The organism is Paenibacillus nuruki, from assembly GCF_001721045.1.
In the GTDB taxonomy this organism is placed as follows: Bacteria; Bacillota; Bacilli; order Paenibacillales; family Paenibacillaceae; genus Saccharibacillus; species Saccharibacillus nuruki.
Genome location: NZ_MDER01000035.1, coordinates 48,852 through 70,741, shown reverse-complemented (window position 1 = coordinate 70,741; position 21,890 = coordinate 48,852). Strand labels below are relative to the sequence as shown.

The 21,890-nt window shown below is 40.9% G+C and carries 17 protein-coding genes; all 17 read left to right on the top strand.

Annotation, left to right across the window (positions count from 1 at the left end; genetic code table 11):
• Positions 1–212 precede the first annotated feature (212 nt).
• Complete coding sequence (proS, locus tag PTI45_RS09615; RefSeq protein ID WP_069327344.1) at positions 213–1,670, top strand: proline--tRNA ligase; 1,458 nt, start codon at positions 213–215, stop codon at positions 1,668–1,670.
• 206 nt (positions 1,671–1,876) lie between these two features.
• Positions 1,877–6,196 (top strand): PolC-type DNA polymerase III, encoded by a 4,320-nt coding sequence (locus PTI45_RS09610; RefSeq protein ID WP_069327343.1) that lies wholly within the window; start codon positions 1,877–1,879, stop codon positions 6,194–6,196.
• Positions 6,197–6,504: 308 nt separating this feature from the next.
• On the top strand, positions 6,505–6,966 hold the full coding sequence (gene rimP / locus PTI45_RS09605) for a ribosome maturation factor RimP (protein ID WP_069327342.1): 462 nt from the start codon (positions 6,505–6,507) through the stop codon (positions 6,964–6,966).
• 34 nt (positions 6,967–7,000) lie between these two features.
• On the top strand, positions 7,001–8,098 hold the full coding sequence (gene nusA, locus PTI45_RS09600; RefSeq protein ID WP_069327341.1) for a transcription termination factor NusA: 1,098 nt from the start codon (positions 7,001–7,003) through the stop codon (positions 8,096–8,098).
• Positions 8,099–8,217: 119 nt separating this feature from the next.
• Positions 8,218–8,526: an RNase P modulator RnpM gene (rnpM, locus tag PTI45_RS09595; protein ID WP_069327454.1), complete on the top strand. Its 309-nt coding sequence runs from the start codon at positions 8,218–8,220 to the stop codon at positions 8,524–8,526.
• Positions 8,519–8,860, top strand: a complete 342-nt coding sequence (locus PTI45_RS09590; protein WP_069327340.1) for a L7Ae/L30e/S12e/Gadd45 family ribosomal protein — start codon at positions 8,519–8,521, stop codon at positions 8,858–8,860. The genes rnpM and PTI45_RS09590 overlap by 8 nt, the downstream gene beginning before the upstream one ends.
• Positions 8,835–11,360 (top strand): translation initiation factor IF-2, encoded by a 2,526-nt coding sequence (infB, locus tag PTI45_RS09585; RefSeq protein ID WP_069327339.1) that lies wholly within the window; start codon positions 8,835–8,837, stop codon positions 11,358–11,360. The genes PTI45_RS09590 and infB overlap by 26 nt, the downstream gene beginning before the upstream one ends.
• A 17-nt stretch (positions 11,361–11,377) precedes the next feature.
• Entirely contained in the window at positions 11,378–11,734 is a 357-nt protein-coding gene (gene rbfA, locus PTI45_RS09580; RefSeq protein WP_069327338.1) for a 30S ribosome-binding factor RbfA, read from the top strand.
• A 57-nt stretch (positions 11,735–11,791) separates the two neighbouring features.
• A complete protein-coding gene (locus PTI45_RS09575; protein ID WP_069327337.1) occupies positions 11,792–12,769 on the top strand; it encodes a DHH family phosphoesterase in 978 nt (325 codons plus the stop codon).
• A complete protein-coding gene (gene truB, locus PTI45_RS09570) occupies positions 12,766–13,704 on the top strand; it encodes a tRNA pseudouridine(55) synthase TruB (protein WP_069327336.1) in 939 nt (312 codons plus the stop codon). The genes PTI45_RS09575 and truB overlap by 4 nt, the downstream gene beginning before the upstream one ends.
• Positions 13,705–13,737: 33 nt before the next feature.
• Entirely contained in the window at positions 13,738–14,694 is a 957-nt protein-coding gene (locus tag PTI45_RS09565; RefSeq protein ID WP_069327335.1) for a bifunctional riboflavin kinase/FAD synthetase, read from the top strand.
• A gap of 157 nt (positions 14,695–14,851) precedes the next feature.
• Positions 14,852–15,121 (top strand): 30S ribosomal protein S15, encoded by a 270-nt coding sequence (rpsO, locus tag PTI45_RS09560; protein WP_069327334.1) that lies wholly within the window; start codon positions 14,852–14,854, stop codon positions 15,119–15,121.
• 223 nt (positions 15,122–15,344) lie between these two features.
• A complete protein-coding gene (gene pnp / locus PTI45_RS09555; protein ID WP_069327333.1) occupies positions 15,345–17,453 on the top strand; it encodes a polyribonucleotide nucleotidyltransferase in 2,109 nt (702 codons plus the stop codon).
• Positions 17,454–17,673: 220 nt separating this feature from the next.
• Complete coding sequence (locus PTI45_RS09550) at positions 17,674–18,927, top strand: M16 family metallopeptidase (RefSeq protein ID WP_069327332.1); 1,254 nt, start codon at positions 17,674–17,676, stop codon at positions 18,925–18,927.
• Complete coding sequence (gene dut, locus PTI45_RS09545) at positions 18,911–19,366, top strand: dUTP diphosphatase (protein WP_069327331.1); 456 nt, start codon at positions 18,911–18,913, stop codon at positions 19,364–19,366. The genes PTI45_RS09550 and dut overlap by 17 nt, the downstream gene beginning before the upstream one ends.
• Before the next feature lie 204 nt (positions 19,367–19,570).
• Positions 19,571–20,617 carry an aspartate-semialdehyde dehydrogenase gene (locus tag PTI45_RS09540; RefSeq protein WP_069327330.1) on the top strand — a complete coding sequence of 349 codons (1,047 nt, stop codon included), beginning with the start codon at positions 19,571–19,573 and terminating at the stop codon, positions 20,615–20,617.
• 18 nt (positions 20,618–20,635) lie between these two features.
• On the top strand, positions 20,636–21,874 hold the full coding sequence (gene dapG / locus PTI45_RS09535; protein WP_069327329.1) for an aspartate kinase: 1,239 nt from the start codon (positions 20,636–20,638) through the stop codon (positions 21,872–21,874).
• Positions 21,875–21,890: the final 16 nt, after the last annotated feature.

Below are 21,890 nucleotides of genomic sequence, written 5' to 3'. Positions count from 1 at the left end.
GGTGGAAATGCAACATGTACGCCTCAGCGTAAAGTTGAAGGATGTTGCAGATCATCACTCTTTTGCTTCTTTGTCTGAAATCATTCAACAAGCACTCACAATCATGATACAATAAGGTAAAATGAGCGACTAATAATAACAGATATCGATTCTGATATTATTCAGATCTGCTCGCTAAATATTTGGTTACTTACAGGAGGATATCCATTTTTATGTCGAATGATAAGCAGGACAAACAATTCGTAACTGAAATTACACCACAAAGCGAAGACTTCTCACGTTGGTATATTGACGTGATCAAAAAAGCTGAATTAATGGACTATTCACCTGTACGCGGTTGTATTGTTTTCCGCCCGGATGGATACGAAATTTGGGAGCATATTCAGCACGATTTAGACCGTCGTTTTAAAGAAACCGGTCATCGTAATGCGTATTTCCCATTATTTATTCCAGAAAGCTTTTTTGAAAAAGAAAAAGAACATATCGAAGGATTTAATCCTGAATTGCCTTGGGTAACTGAAGCAGGTGGAGATAAGCTAGAAGAACGTTTAGCTATTCGCCCTACATCAGAAACCATGTTCGGACATATGTATTCTAAATGGATTCAATCTTACCGGGATCTTCCAGTATTGATTAACCAGTGGGCTAACGTTGTTCGTTGGGAAAAACGTACATTGCCTTTCTTACGTACAAGTGAATTCTTGTGGCAAGAAGGTCATACTGCTCACGAAACAGAAACAGAAGCACGCGAAGAAACAATGCGTATGCTTGAAGTGTATCGTGATTTTGTAGAAAGTTTCTTAGCGATTCCTGTAATTACAGGGCAGAAGAGTCCTTCTGAGAAATTTGCAGGCGCACGTGACACGTATTCTATCGAAGCGATGATGAAAGACGGACGTGCTGTACAAGCAGGTACTTCTCACTTTATGGGTACTAACTTTGCAGAAGCTTTTGAAATTCAATACTTAAGTCGTGACAATACACAAGAGTATGCACATACCACTTCTTGGGGTGTAAGTACACGTCTAATCGGTGCGCTTATCATGGTGCATGGTGATGATCGTGGATTGGCTTTGCCTCCTAAAGTGGCTCCAAAACAAGTCATCATTATCCCAATTGGACCTCCTAAAACACGTGATATGGTTGTAGGACGTGCAGATGAATTATTTGCTGAATTGAAAAAAGCCGGAGTACGTGTAGGTATTGATGATCGTGCCGATGTACGTCCAGGTTGGAAATTCAATGAATATGAAATGCGTGGTATTCCAGTTCGTTTGGAAATTGGACCTCGTGATATGGAAAATGGAGTATGTGTATTGGTTTCTCGTATTACAGGCGAGAAAAAACAAGTGGCTCTTGAAAATATCGTAACTGAAGTTCAAAATATGTTAGATCAAGTACAACAAGAAATGTACGACCGTGCGCTTGCTTTCCGTGAAGAAAACATGCACCAAGTCGATACATTGGATGAAATGAAAGCTATTATGGAAGAAAAACGTGGCTTCTTTATCGCAGGCTGGGATGGTACAATCGAATCCGAAGCGAAAGTAAAAGAGGAAACAGGAGCAACGATCCGTAATATTCCTTTCCAATTAGATGTACAAAAAGAAAAATGTCTTGTTACAGGTGAACCTGCGAAACATACTGTTGTATTCGCTCGTGCTTATTAAGATATCTTATAGATCTAGACTGTCATCTATCTAGATCGGATAAATGTATAATTCAATTTCTAGCTGCTGTTGGTATAGGGCTGAAATGAACATATAGCTAACGATGTAAAGCTATTGAAGCAGGCAAGCTTCCAACAGAGTGGAGTAGACGGCAGTCTGATACCAACTTTAGTGGAGGCTTGTTGCTTTTTGGAAAGGGGGATCTTATGAGCGTTAGTGGAGAGAAAAGAACACGGTTCGAACTGTTAATGAAACAGGCACAAGTACCTGCTGGATTAATGGAGCCTCATTTTGCAGATGGTATGATCGATCGAGTAGAGATTAGTCGTAGCAATAAAGAATGGAAAATCGTGATTGCGAAAGAAACATTAGTAGCAGCACCAACCTATCGTGCGTTTTGCTTGCATATTCAAGAGAAGATGGGGCATATCGCCAAAATTCGCTTTCTGTTTCAATACGATGAAGCTGTCGATGTGGTACAGATTGTAGAAGAATATTGGAATATGTTTTTGGAATGGGTACAACGTGAAATCCCTTCTGTTAATGGATGGATGACACGTGCTAAATATATGGTAGACGATCATACAGTTACAGTGACGATGAGTGATAATATGTCACTAGAACTTGCCAAAAAGAAACAAATTGATCAAGCTATCGTACGCTTTTATCAAGATTACTTTAATCTTACGTTACGGATCAAGCTTCAAGTGGGTGAAAATACGACTGAAGCTGTAGAAGAATTCCATGTACAGCGTCGTAAAGAAGAACTGGAAGAAATCGAGAAATTGATGACCAGTATGGAATCCGAGTTCGAAGAAGATACCGATGCAGATGGAGAGCCTGTACGCTTACAAGTCGGCTATGAGATCAAAGAACAACCTACACCACTTCAAGATATTCAAGATGAAGAAAAGAAAATTACGATTCAGGGAACTATTTTTGGCTTAGAAAGCAAAGAGCTTCGTAATGGTAGTACATTATTTACGTATTTCTTAACAGACTTTAGTGATTCCTTGCAAATGAAAATGTTTGCTAAAAATAAAGAAGATCTCAAAATCATGAATCTACTAGCCAATGGAAAATGGGTAAAAGCTCGTGGTAGAGTAGAATACGATCGCTTTATGACTATTCCAGAACTTGTCATGATTCCATCGGATCTAAGCGAAGTTAAAGCTCCTGCTGGACGCAAAGACGATGCTGACGAAAAACGGGTTGAATTTCATTTGCATACAACAATGAGTTCAATGGATGGGATTACACCGATTGATCAATATGTCAAAACAGCCGCGGCATGGGGACATTCTGCCATTGCAGTTACCGATCATGGTGGAGTTCAATGTTATCCTGAAGCCTACAAAGCTGCTAAAAAGCATGGTATCAAAATGATGTACGGACTTGAAGCGAATGTAGTGAATGATGCCGTAGCGATTGTACTCAATCCTCAACCGATTGATTTGAAAACAGCTACGTATATCGTTTTTGATATAGAAACAACCGGTCTATCGGTTACACAGAACAAAATTATTGAAATTGCAGCGATCAAAATGGTAGATGGTAAAGAGTTAGATCGCTATGCGACTTTTGTCGATCCGCATGAACGTATTCCTTACAATATTCAGCAGTTGACTAATATTACGGATGAAATGGTTCGTGGAGCACCAGAAATTGATCAAGTGATTCGTGAATTTGTAGAATTTGCGGGTGATGGTATTCTAGTTGCGCATAACGCACGTTTTGATATCGGCTTTATTCAAGCTACACTAAAAAATCACGATTTACCAGAAATGGAAAATCCGGTGTTAGATACTCTTGAATTAGCACGTTTACTGTATCCAACATTGAAAAATCATCGTCTAAATACATTAGCTTCGAAATATAAAGTCTCTTTGGAAAGCCATCACCGTGCGATTGACGATACACTAGCACTTGGAGGCATTTTGTTTGGACTGTTGAGTGATGCGGATAAAGAACGTCGCTTAACTCGTCTGGATCGTTTGAATGAATTTGTAGGGCAAGATTTATCCAATGTACGTCCTTTCCATTGTGGTATTTATGCATTGAATGAGATTGGCAAAAAGAATCTATTTAAATTAATCACTTTATCACATACTCAATACTTCAAACGGGTAGCTCGTATACCTAAATCGGTATTGACTGAATATAGAGAAGGATTGTTAGTTCTCTCTGGTTGTGAAAAAGGGGAGTTCTTCGAAGCCGTTCTTAATAAATCAGTAGAAGAAGCCGAGGAAATTGCTCAATTCTATGATGTATTAGAAATTCAGCCGCTAACGATGTACATGCATCTCGTAGACAAAGGATTAGTAGCCAGTCCACGTGAGTTAGAGATCGCTGTGAACAAAATTTATGATATCGGAGCTAAATTAGACAAGCCGGTAGTCGCAACAGGAAATGTTCATTATTTGGAACCGAGACAGAAATTGTTCCGTGATATTACGATTAACGGTATTACCGGTTTTAGTCCGCTTAAAGATCAGCGTAAACCGGATGCTCATTTACGCACAACGAACGAAATGATCGAAGAATTCAGCTTTATGGGTGAAAGCAAAGCCAAAGAAGTCGCCGTTACCAATACACAAGCATTAGCAGAACGTTTTGAATCGTTTGAGCTGTTCCCTGAAAAATTGTTTACACCTATTTTGGAAGGCGCAGACGAAGAAATTCGAAATACTTGTTATGATACAGCGAAGTCGATCTATGGCGAAGAGTTACCAGATGTTGTTGTAAAACGTCTTGAAAAAGAATTAGAACCGATTATCAAGTTCGGATTTTCTGCCAACTATTTGATTTCCGAGAAATTAGTTAAAAAATCTAACCAAGATGGTTATTTGGTAGGTTCACGGGGTTCTGTAGGTTCTTCTGTTGTAGCTACGTTTCTAGGTATCTCTGAAGTAAATCCATTACCTGCTCACTATATCTGTACCAACCCAGAATGTAGACATAGTGAATGGTTTTTAGATGGTAGTATCCCGAGTGGATTCGATTTACCCGACAAAGACTGCCCTGATTGTAATGGTAAGCTTAAAGGGGAAGGTCAAGATATTCCGTTTGAAACGTTTTTAGGATTTAAAGGGGATAAAGTTCCCGATATCGATTTGAACTTCTCAGGGGATTATCAACCGAAAGCTCATAATTACACCAAAGAATTGTTTGGCGAAAAAAATGTATTCCGTGCGGGTACCATTGGTACAGTAGCGGAAAAAACAGCATTTGGTTTTGCTAAAAAATATGAAGAATTGCATCAGAAGAAATGGCGTAATGCTGAACTTAGCCGTCTAGCTTCAGGATGTACAGGCGTCAAACGGAGTACAGGACAGCATCCCGGTGGTATCGTTGTTGTACCGGATTATATGGATGTAGAAGATATTACACCTGTTCAGTTCCCGGCAGATGATGTGAATGCAGAGTGGAAAACGACACACTTTGATTATCATGCTTTTGAAGCCAACTTGCTCAAGCTAGATATACTAGGACATGATGATCCGACTATGATGCGGATGTTACAGGATTTGACAGGCGTAGATCCGACGAAGATTCCGATGAATGACCCCAAAGTCATGAGTATGTTTAACTCGACAGAAGCATTAGGGATTACAGCAGAGCAATTACGCAGCCCTGTTGCTACTTATGGTGTACCTGAGATGGGTACTAAATTTGTACGCCAGATGTTAATTGAATCGCTACCTTCTTCCTTTGCCGATTTGTTGCAGATATCAGGTCTGTCTCATGGAACAGGGGTATGGTTAGGAAATGCACAAGATTTGATCAAAAATAATACCTGTAATATCAAAACAGTAATCGGTTGTCGTGATGATATTATGTTGTTCTTAATTTACAAAGCAGGTATGGATGCCAGTCTTGCTTTTAAAATTACTGAAAGTGTACGTAAAGGGAAAGGGTTGTCCCAAGAGTGGATTGATGAGATGAAGAAATGCAAAGTACCGCAGTGGTATATTGATTCCTGCCTCAAAATCCAGTACATGTTTCCGAAAGCCCATGCCGCAGCTTATGTTATTTCAGCAGTGCGGACGGCTTACTTCAAACTGTATTATCCAATTCAATACTATGCGACTTATTTTACAGTACGGATCGAAGACTTTGATCCTGATCTATGTTGTCAGGGATATGAAGCGATCTATCGTAAAATTGTCGAGATTGAACAAATGGGATTCCAAGCTCCAACCAAAGAAAAAAATATGATTCCTATGTTAGAAATGGCACTTGAAATGACAGCACGTGGATTCAAATTCCAACCGGTGGATCTGTATCGCTCTGAAGCGACTACATTTACAGTGGATGGAGATAGCTTGATTCCTCCATTTTCAGCTGTACCGGGGATTGGTGATAATGCAGCACGTAATATTGCGGCTTCTCGTCAACACGGAGAATATCTGTCGATTGAAGATTTCCAACAGAAATCCAAAGCGACTAAAACGATCGTGGAATTGATGACGCAAATGGGTTGTTTCCGTGGCTTGCCAGAAAGCAATCAGCTGTCTCTATTTTAAATCAAGACGATGCGTCATGTACCAAGCATTAACACCTTGTAGTCAAGGTTATTTACTTGTCACTCCTTTGGAATTATGATATAATTTTAAGGTGATAAGGAAGATAAAACCGTTTTGTGAAGAGTGGGGAAACCCACTCTTTACTCTTTGGTATACGGTTGTTGAATACATTTACAGGAAATAATGACGCAGAAGATCGAACCGAGAGAAGTAAATTGGTTCGATTTTCTACAAAAAGCGGCAATAATGAATTGGTTCAACAACATGTTTTGTATATAGGATTTTAAGGTGATGGAGGGTTGAATTGTTTGAGCACACCGAAGATTAAAACGACCGTAGAAGAAATGGTACAGCCATTTTTGAGTGAGCATGGCTTCGAGTTGGTCGATGTGGAATATGTAAAAGAAGGCAGTAACTGGTTTTTGCGAGTGTTCGTGGACAAGGACGGCGGTATTGATATCGAAGATTGCAGTCGGATCAGCGAATATATGAGTGAACAATTGGATGGCAATGATCCGATTACGGGAGCTTATTTTCTAGAAGTATCTTCTCCAGGTGCAGAACGTCCACTTAAGAAGAGTGAAGATGTTGCAAAAGCAGTTGGCAAAGATGTTTTTGTAACAACGTATGCAGCTTTGGATGGACAGAAGGAATTTGAAGGACGATTGCTTTCATTTGATAATGAAGAATTACTGATCGAAGCGGGCAAAAAAACTCACACTATTCCATATGAAAAAGTAGCCAGCGCAAGACTGGCAATCATTTTTTAAACGGTAGTTTTTTGAAAGGGGGAACTTGAAGCACATGAGTATGGAGTTTATTGAAGCAATGAACGAATTGGAAAGAGAACGAGGAATCAGCAAAGACATCGTGTTCGAAGCGATCGAGGCTGCCCTAATTTCCAGTTACAAGCGTAATTTTAATGCAGCACAAAATGTACGTGTTGATATGAACCGCAATACAGGAGTTATCAAAGTATTTGCACGTAAAAATGTAGTGGAAGAAGTCTTGGATGCACGTACAGAGATTTCTATAGTATCTGCGCACGACATCAACCCGAACTTTCAGTTGGAAGATGTTGCTGAGATCGAAGTGACTCCGCGTGACTTTGGACGTATTGCTGCACAAACAGCGAAGCAAGTCGTAACTCAACGTATTCGTGAAGCAGAACGTGGTTTGATTTACAATGCTTTTATCGACAAAGAAGAAGATATCGTAACAGGTATCGTTCAACGTCAAGATGCACGTAATATTTATGTGGATCTTGGTAAGATCGAAGCTGTACTTCCTCTAACTGAATTAATGCCTAACGAGAAATTCACAATGAATGAACGTATTAAGGCTTATATCACTAAAGTGGAAAATACAACTAAAGGTCCTCAGATCATTTTGTCACGCACCCATCCAGGATTGCTTAAACGTCTGTTCGAACTTGAAGTACCTGAGATTTTCGATGGTGTGGTTGAGATTCGTTCTGTAGCACGTGAAGCAGGCTTCCGTTCTAAAATTGCTGTGTTCTCACGCAACGAAGAAGTAGATCCAGTTGGTTCATGTGTGGGTCCTCGTGGTATACGTGTACAGATGATCGTTGGTGAACTTCGCGGTGAAAAAATCGACATTGTTCGTTATTCTGATAGTGTTGAAGAGTATGTTGCTAATGCTCTTAGCCCATCCAAAGTACTGGAAGTTCAAGTATTTGAAGATGAGAAAATGGCACGCGTAATCGTTCCTGATTATCAACTATCTCTGGCGATTGGTATCAAAGGGCAAAATGCTCGTCTTGCTGCCAAATTAACAGGATGGAAAATTGATATTAAGAGCGAGACACAAGCAGAAGAAGAATATGGTCGTCCAAAAGAAGCTAGCGAAGAAATGCACCAAGATTCGATATCGGTTGACTAAACATTTTCATTTGTATGCCTGATAGGACTTTCCCTCAAAATGGCAGGGGACAGGTGCCGCTTTGGATGTTGATGTTATGATAACAATATGGGGAGTTCGAAGGGGGACATGAGATGATGATAAAAACCAAGAAAGTACCGCTGCGCAAATGTGTAGCTTGCCAGCAAATGATGCCTAAGAAAAGTCTAGTGCGTATTGTACGTACGCCAGACGATCAGGTGGAAATGGATTTGACCGGTAAAAAATCGGGACGTGGTGCGTATATTTGTGGCAACATGGCCTGTTTTCGTTTGGCACAAAAGAGTCGTGCGTTTGATCGTGCACTCAAAGCGCCTGTTAGTGCGGAAATATATGAGCAGCTTGCCCATGAATTTAGCAGTGTAGAGAACGATTTTTGCACAGTACAGGAAAGAGGCGCTAATGAATAACGAACTATCCCTACTCGGGCTTGCGATGCGAGCCGGCAAAGTGTTATCTGGAGACGAATTGGTTCTCAAAGCGATTCGTTCTCAAGAAGCCACCCTTGTCGTATTAGCTGGAGATGCTTCAGATAATACACAGAAAAAATTCCGTGATAAATGCGGAAGTTACAGTATTCCGCTTCTTATCGGGTATGACCGTGATCAGCTCGGCTCAAGTATTGGTAGAGATGGACGAGTCGTGTTGGCTCTGACAGACAAGGGTTTCGCAGAGTTATTCCGCAAACGAATGGGGAATTCCTCGGAGGTGGAATATATTGAGCACACAGGAGCAGAAGGATAAACTGAGAGTTTATGAATATGCGAAATCTCTCAATATGAGTAGTAAGGAAATCATTACGATCTTGAAAAGACTGGATGTACCGGTCAATAATCATATGAGTGTTATGGAAAATGATGCTGTATCCAAAGTGGAAAAGTTTTTCAAAGATATCAAATCAAATGCTGCGGATAAGCATGTCAATTCAACAACCCAAAACGCGAGTGCGGATCGTACTCGTGAAAAAATTCAACAGGAAAAGCAGGTAGGTATGGATACGAAAACGCAGAACAACTCAAATAGTGGGAATAACAAACCCCAAAACGGTTCCTCTAGCAGTAACCGTAGTAACTCGTCGTCTAGTCAATCAAGTAACCGTCCAAGTACGGGAAGCAACAACAGCAGTTCTAGAACATCTTCAACATCAGGACAAAGCAGTCGCCAACCAAGCAGTGCTTCTCGTCCGCCATCTCAATCCAGTTCTCAGAACCGTCAGCCTTCAGGTCAAGTAAGAAGCGCTGGTCCTACAGGTAACAGCAGTACAAGTAGCAATGGTAACCGCAATGCTAGTGGCGGTACTGGAAGTAGTAATGCTGGTCCTAAACGCAATAACAGTACTGGTGGCGGTCAAGGCGGAGGCAATCGCTCCGGTGGCGGCGGTGGTAACCGTTATGGTAGCAACAATAATAGTAACCGTAACAGTGGACGTGGTGGTAAAGGTCGCGGTAAAAATCAATATAGCAACCAACCTCCTCGTGAGAAGATTGATAATACACCTAAGAAAATCATCGTTCGCGGTGAAATGACTGTTGGTGAAACAGCTAAATTGCTTCATAAAGATGCTTCAGAAGTTATCAAAAAGTTGATCACAAGTGGCGTAATGGCTACGATTAACCAAGAGCTTGATTTGGATACGATTCAGTTGCTTGCTAGCGACTATGGCGTAGAAGTTGAAATCAAAATCGCAGTTGAAGATGATCGTTTTGAAACCGTTGAAGAAGTCGATGATGAAGCTGATTTGAGCACACGTCCTCCAGTTGTAACGATCATGGGTCACGTCGATCATGGTAAAACAACATTGCTTGATGCTATCCGTTCTACGAACGTAACTGGTGGCGAAGCTGGTGGTATCACTCAGCATATCGGTGCATATCAAGTTGAAATCAACAAAAAGAAAATTACTTTCTTGGATACACCGGGTCACGAAGCGTTTACAGCTATGCGTGCTCGTGGTGCACAAGTTACAGATATTACAATTATCGTAGTTGCAGCAGATGATGGCGTTATGCCACAGACAGTAGAAGCGATTAACCATGCGAAAGCAGCGGGTCTTCCTATTATTGTTGCTGTAAACAAAATTGATAAACCAGGTGCGAACCCTGATAAAGTAAAACAAGAGTTAACAGAGTATGAATTGGTACCGGAAGAGTGGGGCGGAGATACAATCTTTGTTAATGTATCTGCAAAACAACGCGAAGGTATTGAAGACTTGCTTGAAATGATCTTGTTGGTTGCTGAAGTGAACGACTATAAAGCAAACCCTGACAAACGTGCTCGTGGTGCGGTTATCGAGGCAGAGCTAGATAAAGGTCGCGGTCCGGTTGTACGTATTCTTGTACAAAACGGTACACTCAAAATCGGAGACGCATTTGTTGCAGGTAACTGCTTCGGACGTATCCGTGCCATGGTAAATGATAAAGGTCGCCGTCTTAAAGAAGCAGGCCCTTCTACACCAGTAGAAATTACAGGTCTGACTGAAGTTCCTTTAGCGGGAGATCCATTCATGGTGTTTGAAGATGAGCGTAAAGCTCGTTCAATCGCTGACAAACGTGCGATTACACACCGTCAGTCTGAATTGGGTGCTAACACTCGTGTAACATTGGATGATCTTTTCCAACATATCAAAGATGGTGAAATCAAAGACCTTAACGTGATCATCAAAGGTGACGTTCAAGGCTCGGTTGAAGCTCTTAAAGGTTCATTGGAAAAAATCGAAGTCGAAGGCGTTCGCGTCAAAATTATCCACCGTGGTGTAGGTGCGATTAACGATTCTGATATTATCCTTGCTGCTGCTTCTAATGCGATCGTTATTGGTTTTAACGTTCGTCCAGATAGTCAAGCAACGCAAACCGCTGAGCAAGAAAAAGTAGATATCCGTCTACATCGTGTTATCTATAATGCTATTGAAGAAATCGAGCAAGCTATGAAAGGCATGCTGGATCCAGAATATAAAGAAGTTGTTGTTGGTCACGCTGAAGTACGTAGCGTATTCAAAATCAGTAAAGTTGGAGCTATTGCAGGATGTATGGTTACTTCCGGTAAAATGGTCCGCGCTGCTGAAAGCCGTCTGATCCGCGATGGTATTGTTATCTTTGAAGGTAAATTAGATTCACTTAAACGTTTCAAAGACGATGCTAAAGAAGTGGCTCAAGGGTATGAATGTGGTATTACATTAGATGGCTACAATGACCTCAAAGAAGGCGACATTATCGAAGCATTCATAATGGAAACCGTAGAGCGCTAAGTGCGAGGTGAAAAAACATGGCTAAAATCCGAACAGGTAGAGTCGGAGAACAAATCAAAAAAGAATTAAGCTTGCTTATTCAAAGTGAAATGAAAGACCCACGTATCGGTTTTGTAACGGTAACAGGTGTAGATGTCACTAATGACCTATCACAAGCTGAGGTATACCTTAGTGTGATGGGTGATGAAGAGCAAAAAGCGAATTCTGTAAAAGGTATCGAAAAAGCAACAGGGTTCCTTCGTTCTGAATTGGGCAAACGTATCCGTTTGCGTCACACTCCAGAGTTGATTTTCAAAATCGACGAATCGATTGCTTATGGTAGTCGAATCGAAGAACTTTTGGGTGAGATCAAAAAAGACGAAACGAACGAGTAATTTTAATCACTTTTACAAGGATCAAGCCATATAGCTTGATCTTTAAAGGAGACGGCGATGCAGACCTATGAACAAGGGCTTCTGAATGCGAAAGCATTTATTGAGGAGCACGATGATTTTCTAGTGGTTTCGCATGTTCAGCCGGACGGAGACGCAGTCAGTTCCACTGTAGTAGTGGGCTGGCTTCTGTCTTGTCTAGGCAAAAAATTCACACTGGTGAATGAAGGACCGATTCCCAAAAGAATGCACTATCTAACCTTATCTGATCAGATTATTGATCAACAAGAGGATGGTAGTGAACGTCAATATCAACATATTATTTGTGTAGATTGTGCAGATTTCAAACGTGTAGGTTTAGTTAGCCATTGGATGAGTGATACAGCTTCTATTTTAAATATTGATCATCACCCGACCAATGATAATTATGGCGAAGTTAATCTGATCAAAGCAGATGCAGCTGCATCTGCTGAAATTTTATATGACTGGATTGAATGTTTTGATGTGAAATGGACCAAAGAAGCGGCTGAAGCTATCTATACGGGTCTGTTAACAGACACAGGCGGATTCCGTTACTCCAGTACTTCTCCTAAAGTAATGGAGATTGCTTCACGATTATTGGATCTTGGTGTAAATGGACCGGATTTAGCAGAAACATTGCTAGAAGAAGTGACTTTACCACAAGTGAAAGTATTAGGGATGGCATTATCGACATTACAAATGTGTGAAGATGGCAAAATTGCTCATGTCCATGTTACACCTGAACATATGATTATAGCTGGAGCCGATAATGAAGACTTAGAAGGTATTGTTAACTATCCTCGTAATATTCAAGGCGTCGAAGTGGGCATCTTTTTTAAGGTAATTAATGATACTGCTGTTAAAGCAAGTCTCCGTTCTGCAGGTAAAGTCAATGTGGCAGCCGTTGCTCAGCATTTTGGCGGTGGAGGTCATATTAAAGCTGCAGGTTGCCGTTTGGAAGGGACTCTGGAAGAAGTTACAGCACAGGTGATCCAGCAGGTGAAGGAGTCATTATGAATGAATTTGATGGAGTGCTTGCGGTACATAAACCGGCGGGCTTCACTTCTCACGATGTGGTTGCCAAAGTTCGGCGTCTTGTAAGCATGAAAAGAATAGGACATACCGGTACACTTGATCCAGCCGTAACAGGTGTATTACCATTATGTCTGGGACGTTCAACACGAATTGTTGAATATTTGCAAGAAATGCCCAAAGAATACGTAGCTACACTTCGATTAGGATTAGCTACAGATACCGAAGATATGACCGGTACGATTACAGAGCAGATCGATACAGTAGAGGTATCAGAAGAACAAGTACGTCATGTACTGGGGCAAATGATTGGAACGATCTCTCAAGTACCCCCGATGTACTCTGCGATTAAAGTAGATGGTAAACGTCTGTATGAATTAGCACGAGAAGGCAAAACGATTGAACGCAAAGCACGAGAAGTAACGATCTATGAATTGGAAATCATTGATTTCAAAGCAGGGGATCATCCTGAAGTTTCTTTCCGAGCATTATGTTCAAAAGGAACTTATATTCGTACGCTTTGTGTAGACATTGGACGTGCTCTGCATGTACCTTCGGTGATGGTTGAATTGGTTCGCACACAATCAGCGGGTATTTCACTCGATCAATGTGTAACATTTGAACAAATTGCAGAAGCTGTAGAGCAAGGCGTATTAGAACAACATTTGATCAAGCCAGATCAAGCTATGTCTAATCTACCTTCTTATATAGTAGATGCTTCGGTATATAAGCATACACTACAGGGTAAACGTATCAGCATCGATGCGATTCAGCCACACGATGAATCACAACTTCTAGCTGATATGACAATAGAGTCACCTGTATTTAAATTGTATGCACCAGATGGGATTTTTATCGGTATTTTCCGTTTGGAACAACCCGCACAAGAAATTGTACCTGTTAAAGTATTTTTACCGTAACGAATCCATTGTGGAATTGCAGGTGATATCGTAATGAATACAGTACATTTATCTTATCCATGGCCTGAAGATGTAGTTAAACATGCTTCCAAACCACAAGTACTTGTGATTGGACAGTTTGATGGGCTTCATCTTGGACATGCAAGTGTGATTGATCACGGTATTCGTCTAGCTAGACGACTGGGTGTTCCTGCTTCTGTGATGACTTTCAATCCTCATCCCAAAGAAGTGATGGGAAAAGGCGATTATGAAGGTTATCTTACACCGCTTGCAATGAAGGAAGAATTGTTGCGTGCGATGGGTGTAGATACATTATATATCGCTGAATTCAATCATGCTTTTTCACAGGTCACACCACAGCAATTTTATGAACAAATGTTATGCCCATTACAAGTTCATACAGTAGTGGTCGGCTTTGATTTCCATTTTGGATACAAAGGCGAAGGGAATCCAGATCTACTACGTACATTGGGTGAAAATGTATTGTCTGTAGAAACAGTTCCTGCTTTTTTATTAGAAGGAAACAAAGTAAGCAGTTCGGCTATTCGTGGTGCTTTGCGAGAAGGCAATGTCGCTCATGCGTATAAGCTATTAGGTCGTCCTTACCAGATTCGTGGTAAAGTGGTCGATGGTGATAAGCGTGGACGTACGATTGGATTCCCGACCGCTAATCTAGAACTGGATGGAAATTATGTAGTGCCGTCTTCTGGAGTATATGCAGTTCGTGTACTTGCTGAAGGGGCTTGGCGTGCTGGTGTTATGAATATCGGATACAAGCCTACGTTCCAAACAGGAGAGACACGACCTAGTTTCGAAGCTCATATTCTTGATTTTCAAGGCGATCTCTATGGACAGCATCTAGCTGTGGAATTAATAGATTATATTCGTCCCGAGCAGAAGTTCAGCGGAATTGAAGAGTTAGTTACTCAAATTCGTAAAGATGCAGACGGTGCACGTTTATTATTATCGAATCTTGATTATGAATCATAAGAATACCGTTGATATTTAATATCGACTTATGCTATACTAATCAACGTTGTCATTCTAATAAATGACAGTCTTCAAAACCTTGGCTTGGTTATACGATCTCACCGTCGATAACGAGGCTAACGGTTATTATGAATTACACTATTAGGAGGTGAATAGGATGGCATTAACACAAGAACGCAAGCACCAATTGATCGAAGAGCACAGAACTCACGAATCCGATACAGGATCTGTTGAGGTGCAAGTCGCTATCCTTACTGAGAACATTTTGAATCTGCAAACGCATTTTCGTGCTCACAAGAAGGATCATCATTCCCGTCGTGGATTGTTGAAAATGGTTGGTCAACGTCGTAAGCTTTTGGCTTACATCAAAAAGACTGACGTTAAACGTTATAGTGCATTGATCGAAAAATTAGGTCTTCGTCGCTAAAATTAAAAAGTATGTCCAAAGCAGCCTGGTTGTTCAGCCGTATGGTCTTTTCGGAGCCGACGGTGACGGCCGGGTTGCTTTTTGTAAGTAGAGGTATTTTTGCAATTTTTATACTTATTAGTGATCATATAAGCATAAAGTCTAGCGGTGAGATTTCCTTGAAGCAGGGAATCATCACCTTTTTATAGAATACAAATAATGGACTTAAAAAAGGAGGAATTTCATGGAACAGCGAGTTGAAATGCAGCTCGGAGGAAGAACGCTGACATTTGAAACAGGTCGTTTAGCTAAACAAGCAAATGCAGCAGTTATGGTACGTTACGGTGATACAGCAGTTCTATGTACAGTAACGGCATCATCAGGTCCTAAAGACTTAGACTTTTTCCCACTTACCGTAAACTACGAAGAAAAATTATATGCAGTAGGTAAAATTCCAGGCGGATTTATCAAACGTGAAGGTCGTCCAAGCGAGAAAGCAATCTTGGCAAGCCGTTTGACAGACCGTCCTATTCGTCCGTTATTCCCTGAAGGTTTCCGTAATGATATTCAGATTGCGAATCTTGTTATGAGCGTTGAGCAAGATTGTGAGCCTCAAATTGCAGCAATGATCGGTACTTCAGCAGCATTGAGCATTTCTGATGTTCCTTTTAACGGTCCTGTAGGTAGCGTAGCAGTTGGACGCATCGACGGTCAGTTTATTGTGAACCCAACAGTAGCTCAACAAGAAGTAAGTGATCTTTATCTTGTGGTTGCAGGAACAAGAGAAGCGATCATGATGGTTGAAGCAGAAGCGAACGAAATGCCTGAAGACGTTATGTTAGAAGCGATCATGTTTGGTCATGACGAAATTCAACATATCGTAGCAGCGATTGAAGAACTTGTAAGCAAAGCCGGTAAACCTAAAATGGAAGTTAAACTTCATACGGTGGACAGTGATGTGAATGCAGCAGTACGTGAATATGCTCAAGCTCGTTTGGTTGACGCTGTACGTGTGGCTGAGAAACAAGCTCGTCAAGATGCTATTGATGTAGTTAATGATGAAGCTGTAGCCTTTTTTGAGGAGAAGTACATAGAGACTCCTGACCTCATGAAGGATGTTAAAGAAATATTGCATGATATCGTAAAAGAAGAAGTACGTCGTCTGATTACTCATGAAAAAGTACGTCCAGATGGTCGTGGTTTAGCTGAAATTCGTGCGATTGAATGTGATGTGAACTTACTACCAAGAACTCACGGATCTGGATTGTTTACTCGTGGACAAACTCAAGCATTGAGCATTTGTACATTGGGTGCACTTGGAGACGGACAAATCTTGGATGGTATCGCACCAGAATCTTCTAAACGCTTTATGCATCATTACAACTTCCCTCCATTTAGCGTAGGTGAAGCTCGTCCACTTCGTCCACCAGGTCGTCGTGAAATCGGTCACGGTGCTCTAGGCGAACGTGCATTGATGAAAGTTATTCCTTCTGAAAAAGAATTCCCATATACGATTCGTCTAGTATCTGAAGTATTGGAATCTAATGGTTCAACTTCACAAGCAAGTATCTGTGCAAGTACGCTTGCGATGATGGATGCGGGTGTACCAATTAAAGCTCCTGTAGCCGGTATTGCAATGGGTCTTATTAAAGATCAAGAGCATGTATCGATTCTAAGTGATATCCAAGGTATGGAAGATCATTTAGGAGATATGGACTTTAAAGTAGCAGGTACGGCTGAAGGTGTAACAGCTATTCAAATGGATATCAAAATTGATGGAATCAGCCGTCAAATTTTATCGGATGCATTGTCACAAGCACGTGAAGGACGTTTGTTTATTCTTAGCAAAATGATGGAAATCATTCAAACGCCAAGAACAAGCCTTTCTGCATATGCTCCGAAAATTATGATTATCAATATCAATCCAGACAAAATCCGCGATGTAATCGGACCGGGTGGTAAAATCATCAACAAAATTATTGATGAGACTGGCGTAAAAATTGATATCGAGCAAGATGGTCGCGTATTTATCGGTTCTTCGGATGAAGCGATGATCAAACAAGCTCAAACGATGATCGAAAACTTAGTACGTGAAGTGAAAGTTGGCGAAACGTATTTAGGTAAAGTAAAACGTATTGAGAAATTCGGTGCATTTGTAGAAATTATCCCAGGTAAAGATGGACTGGTACACATTTCTCAACTTTCTACAGAGCGTGTAGCTAACGTAGAAGATGTTATTGCTATCGGTGATTCGATTACGGTTAAAGTAACAGAAATTGATAATCAAGGTCGTGTAAATCTTTCTCGCAAAGCAGTACTTGTTGCTGAAGGAACAGCTAAAACACAATCTTAAGTTCATGTTTTGCTATTTATTTAGTAATACTGAGATAAAGTAAACAATTCAAAGAGCCAGAAGATTTTATTCTGACTCTTTTTTTGTAGCATTTTATTTTAAATACTAAAATGAGTACGTTAAAGATAGATCTACAAGCTCTGCACATATAGTGGAGTCTTGAGCGGTTTTTAAAAGTCTGGTAGGATAGGTATGCATTTATCGAATGGGAGGCCCTCGCATGGAACGAGTTCAACTACACAATGGTCTACGAATAGTTATGGAAAAAATGCCGACCTTCCGTTCTGTCACGATTGGGATCTGGATCAAAACAGGTTCACGTTATGAAAATTTAGTGACCAATGGAATTTCACATTTTATCGAGCATATGTTATTTAAAGGAACAGAGCGCTTTGATGCGCAAAAGATTGCTGAAGTATTTGACGGTATCGGTGGCGATGTGAATGCTTTTACCGCCAAAGAATATACATGTTTTTACGCTAAAGTATTAGATGAGCATTTATCCATCGCTGTCGATATTTTATCGGATATGTTTTTCAACTCATTGCTTGATCCGGAAGAATTGAAAAAAGAAAAAAATGTTATTCTTGAAGAAATTTCAATGTATGAAGATGATCCAGATGATCTGGTACACGATCTAGTCACGATGTCTTCGTATGGGGATCACCCATTAGCTTATCCTATTTTGGGAACCGAAGAACGTCTTCATCCTATGGGTAGTGAAGAGCTTAGAGCCTATATGAAAGAACACTATACAATCGAAAATACAGTGATCAGTGTCGCTGGTAATATAGACGACAGTGTGATTCCTTTGTTGGAGAAACATTTCGGTGCTTTTGATAATCATGGAACCAAGCAAGACTTAACCATACCTGCTTTTGCAGGCGGACAGATTTTTCATAAGAAAAAAACAGAACAAAATCATATCTGTATGAACTTCCCAGGTGGTAAAATAGATGATCCACGGTATTACGCTATGGTGCTTCTGAACAATACACTGGGCGGAGGCATGAGTTCACGTCTTTTCCAAGAGATTCGTGAAAAAAGAGGATTGGCGTATTCGGTCTATTCTTATTATACAGCTCATGCAGATAGTGGATTATTTACGATCTATGCAGGAACAGCACCGAAGCAGACCAAAGACGTTTTTGAATTGACACATGCTCTTTTACATGATGTCAAAGTCAATGGCATTACTGAACAAGAGTTATATCAAGGGAAACAACAACTGAAAGGCAGTCTTGTATTGAGTCTTGAAAGTACAAGCAGTATTATGAATCGTCTGGGCAAAAATGAAATTATGCTTGGCAAACACAATACAGTCGATCAGACATTACAGTATATTGAAGAAGTGACGATGGAAGATATTCGCTCGGTGATTGATGATATGTTTGCAGAGCCTTATGCGCTGGCAATGGTAGGTCATTCTGAACGAAGTCTTGCTCATGTTAGGAGAGATGAACTTGTCTATTAATGTTGAAATTATGGCTTTACCCGGCAGTGAAGGATTAGAATTACCCCGCAAAATGTCTGAACTGGCTTCTGGATTCGATCTGTATGCTGCGGTAACAGAACCGATGGTATTAGAACCAGGCAAAAGAGCATTGGTACCAACAGGACTAGCATTAGCGATGCCTGCTGGACTTGAAGCACAGATTCGCCCACGTAGTGGACTTGCGTATAAGCATGGAATTACATGCCTCAATACACCGGGTACGATTGACGCAGATTACCGCGGAGAGATCAAAGTGTTGTTGATCAATTTGGGTGAAGAAGCTTTTGCGATCGATCGTGGTGAACGTATAGCACAGATGGTATTCCAGATTGTACCTGAAGTGAATTTGATTGAAGTACAACAATTATCAGAAACAGTACGCGGTGCTGGTGGTTTTGGACATACAGGAACGAAGTAAAGCTTTACATGATTAAAATGTTTTTGCGAAAACAGTTGAAAGATGTAACAGGGAATGATATTATTTCTACAATTATTGCAGAACACTGAAATTATAATCCAGTGAAAGCTGGCTAAAAGTTGACGGTAGTCTTTGCGACTGCCGTTTACGTTTACATTCAGATGTAAATGAACTTTTTGAAATCGAAGGGGAGAGATATGCCAGATGTCTAATCAATCGTTTAATGTAGCTGTCGTAGGAGCGACAGGAGCAGTGGGTCAACAAATCGTAAGATTGCTTGAGGAACGAGATTTTCCGGTAAAAACATTGAAGTTATTGTCTTCTGCGCGTTCTGCCGGTAAAAAGGTGCTCTTTAAAGGTCAGGAAGTTACAGTAGAAGAAGCGACACCGGATAGTTTTGACGGTGTACATATCGCTTTATTTAGCGCAGGAGGAGATATCAGTAAGGCACTCGCTCCTCACGCCGTCAGACATGGCGCTGTATGCATTGATAATACAAATGCTTTCCGTATGGACCCTAATACCCCTCTCGTGGTTCCTGAGGTCAATAGTGACCGTATAGCAGATCATAACGGTATTATTGCCAACCCTAACTGCTCTACAATCCAGATGGTTGCAGCACTGAAACCACTTTATGATCGTTATGGTATCGATCGTATTATCGCTTCGACGTATCAAGCGGTATCTGGAGCAGGGAATCAGGCGATTGATGAATTGAAGCGTCAAAGCAAATCGGTACTTGAAGGCGAAGAAGTGACTCCGGATATTTTGCCTGTAGGCTCATTACCGGTCAAACACCAAATTGCTTTTAACGTGATCCCTCAAATCGATAAATTTCAGGACAACGGATATACATTGGAAGAAATGAAAATGGTAAATGAAACGAAAAAAATTATGGAAGATGAGTCGATCCATGTAACGACAACTTGTGTACGTGTGCCTGTTGTCTATGGTCACTCGGAATCTGTATATGTAGAATTAAAACAAGATTATGATCTAGATGAAGTGAAAACATTGTTGCAACATGCGCCAGGTATTACTTTAGTTGATGATCCAGCGAATCAAGCGTATCCACTAGCTACAGAAGCAGCTGGCAAAAATGATGTGTTTGTAGGACGTTTACGTCGTGATCTAGGTCATGAACGTGGTTTGAATATGTGGATTGTATCTGACAACTTGCTTAAAGGTGCAGCTTGGAACGCCGTGCAAATTGCCGAGATTATTGCAGCAAAAACACCAGCAATTAGCTAACGGAGGCGCATAGTTATTATGTCTACTGTGGTAGAAAAGCAAAATATTTTAGTGCAGAAATTTGGAGGAACTTCGCTGTCTACACCTGAAGCGAGAGTCCATGTACTTCGTCATATCAAACGCGAGCTTGCCGAGCAGGTCAAGCTCGTAATCGTAGTTTCAGCGATGGGACGTAGTGGTGATCCTTATGCCACCGATACATTGCTTGAAAGTACTGTGCTTAACGGCAGTATTCCTTCTCCACGTGAACGTGATTTGTTAATGGGATGCGGAGAAATGATTTCGGCAGTCACGTTAAGCGGTATTTTAAACAGTGAAGGAATCGCTTCGATTGTTCTTACTGGAGCACAGGCTGGATTTATTACCGATGATAATTTTGGAAATGCACGTATTCTTGCTGTACGTCCAGATCGTGTGAGTCGTGAACTGGATAGTGGCAAAGTCGTGATCGTTACAGGATTTCAAGGACAAAGTGAAGCAGGAGATCTCACCACATTAGGACGTGGTGGAAGTGATACTTCGGCTACAGCTCTTGGAGCAGCACTACATGCCGATATGGTTGATATCTATACTGATGTTAATGGTATATTGACGGCTGATCCACGTATTGTAGAAGATGCCAAGCCACTTGCTTATGTTAGTTATAACGAGATTTGTAATATGGCACATCAAGGTGCCAAAGTGATTCATCCTCGTGCTGTAGAGATTGCAATGCAAGCTCAAGTGCCTGTACGTGTACGTTCTACATTTGCAGATACAGAAGGCACACTTGTTACACAGTCTGAACGTTTTGCAGATACACCAACAGGTGTTGTTGATCGTCTGGTTACAGGAATCGCTTATGTGAATAACGTTACACAGATTACAGTCGGTCAACAAGAAGGTGTCGAACATCTTCAATTGAAAGTGTTCCAAGCCATGGCTGAAAATAGTATTAGTGTTGATTTTATTAATGTAACGCCATTTGGAGCTGTATATACCGTATTTGATAGCGAAGCAGAACGTGCACTTGCAGTATTAGAAGAAATGGGTCTGCAACCTACAGGATTATCAGGTTGCGCGAAAGTTTCTGTGATCGGTGGCGGAATCAATGGAGTACCTGGAATTATGGCTCGAATTGTAGCTGCTTTGACAGGACAAAATATTCCGATATTGCAATCAGCCGATTCGAATACAACCATATGGGTGCTTGTGAAAAAAGAAGATATGGTGCAAGCTGTTCGCGCACTACATTCTCAATTCCAATTGCATCTATAATCATGTGCTGAATACA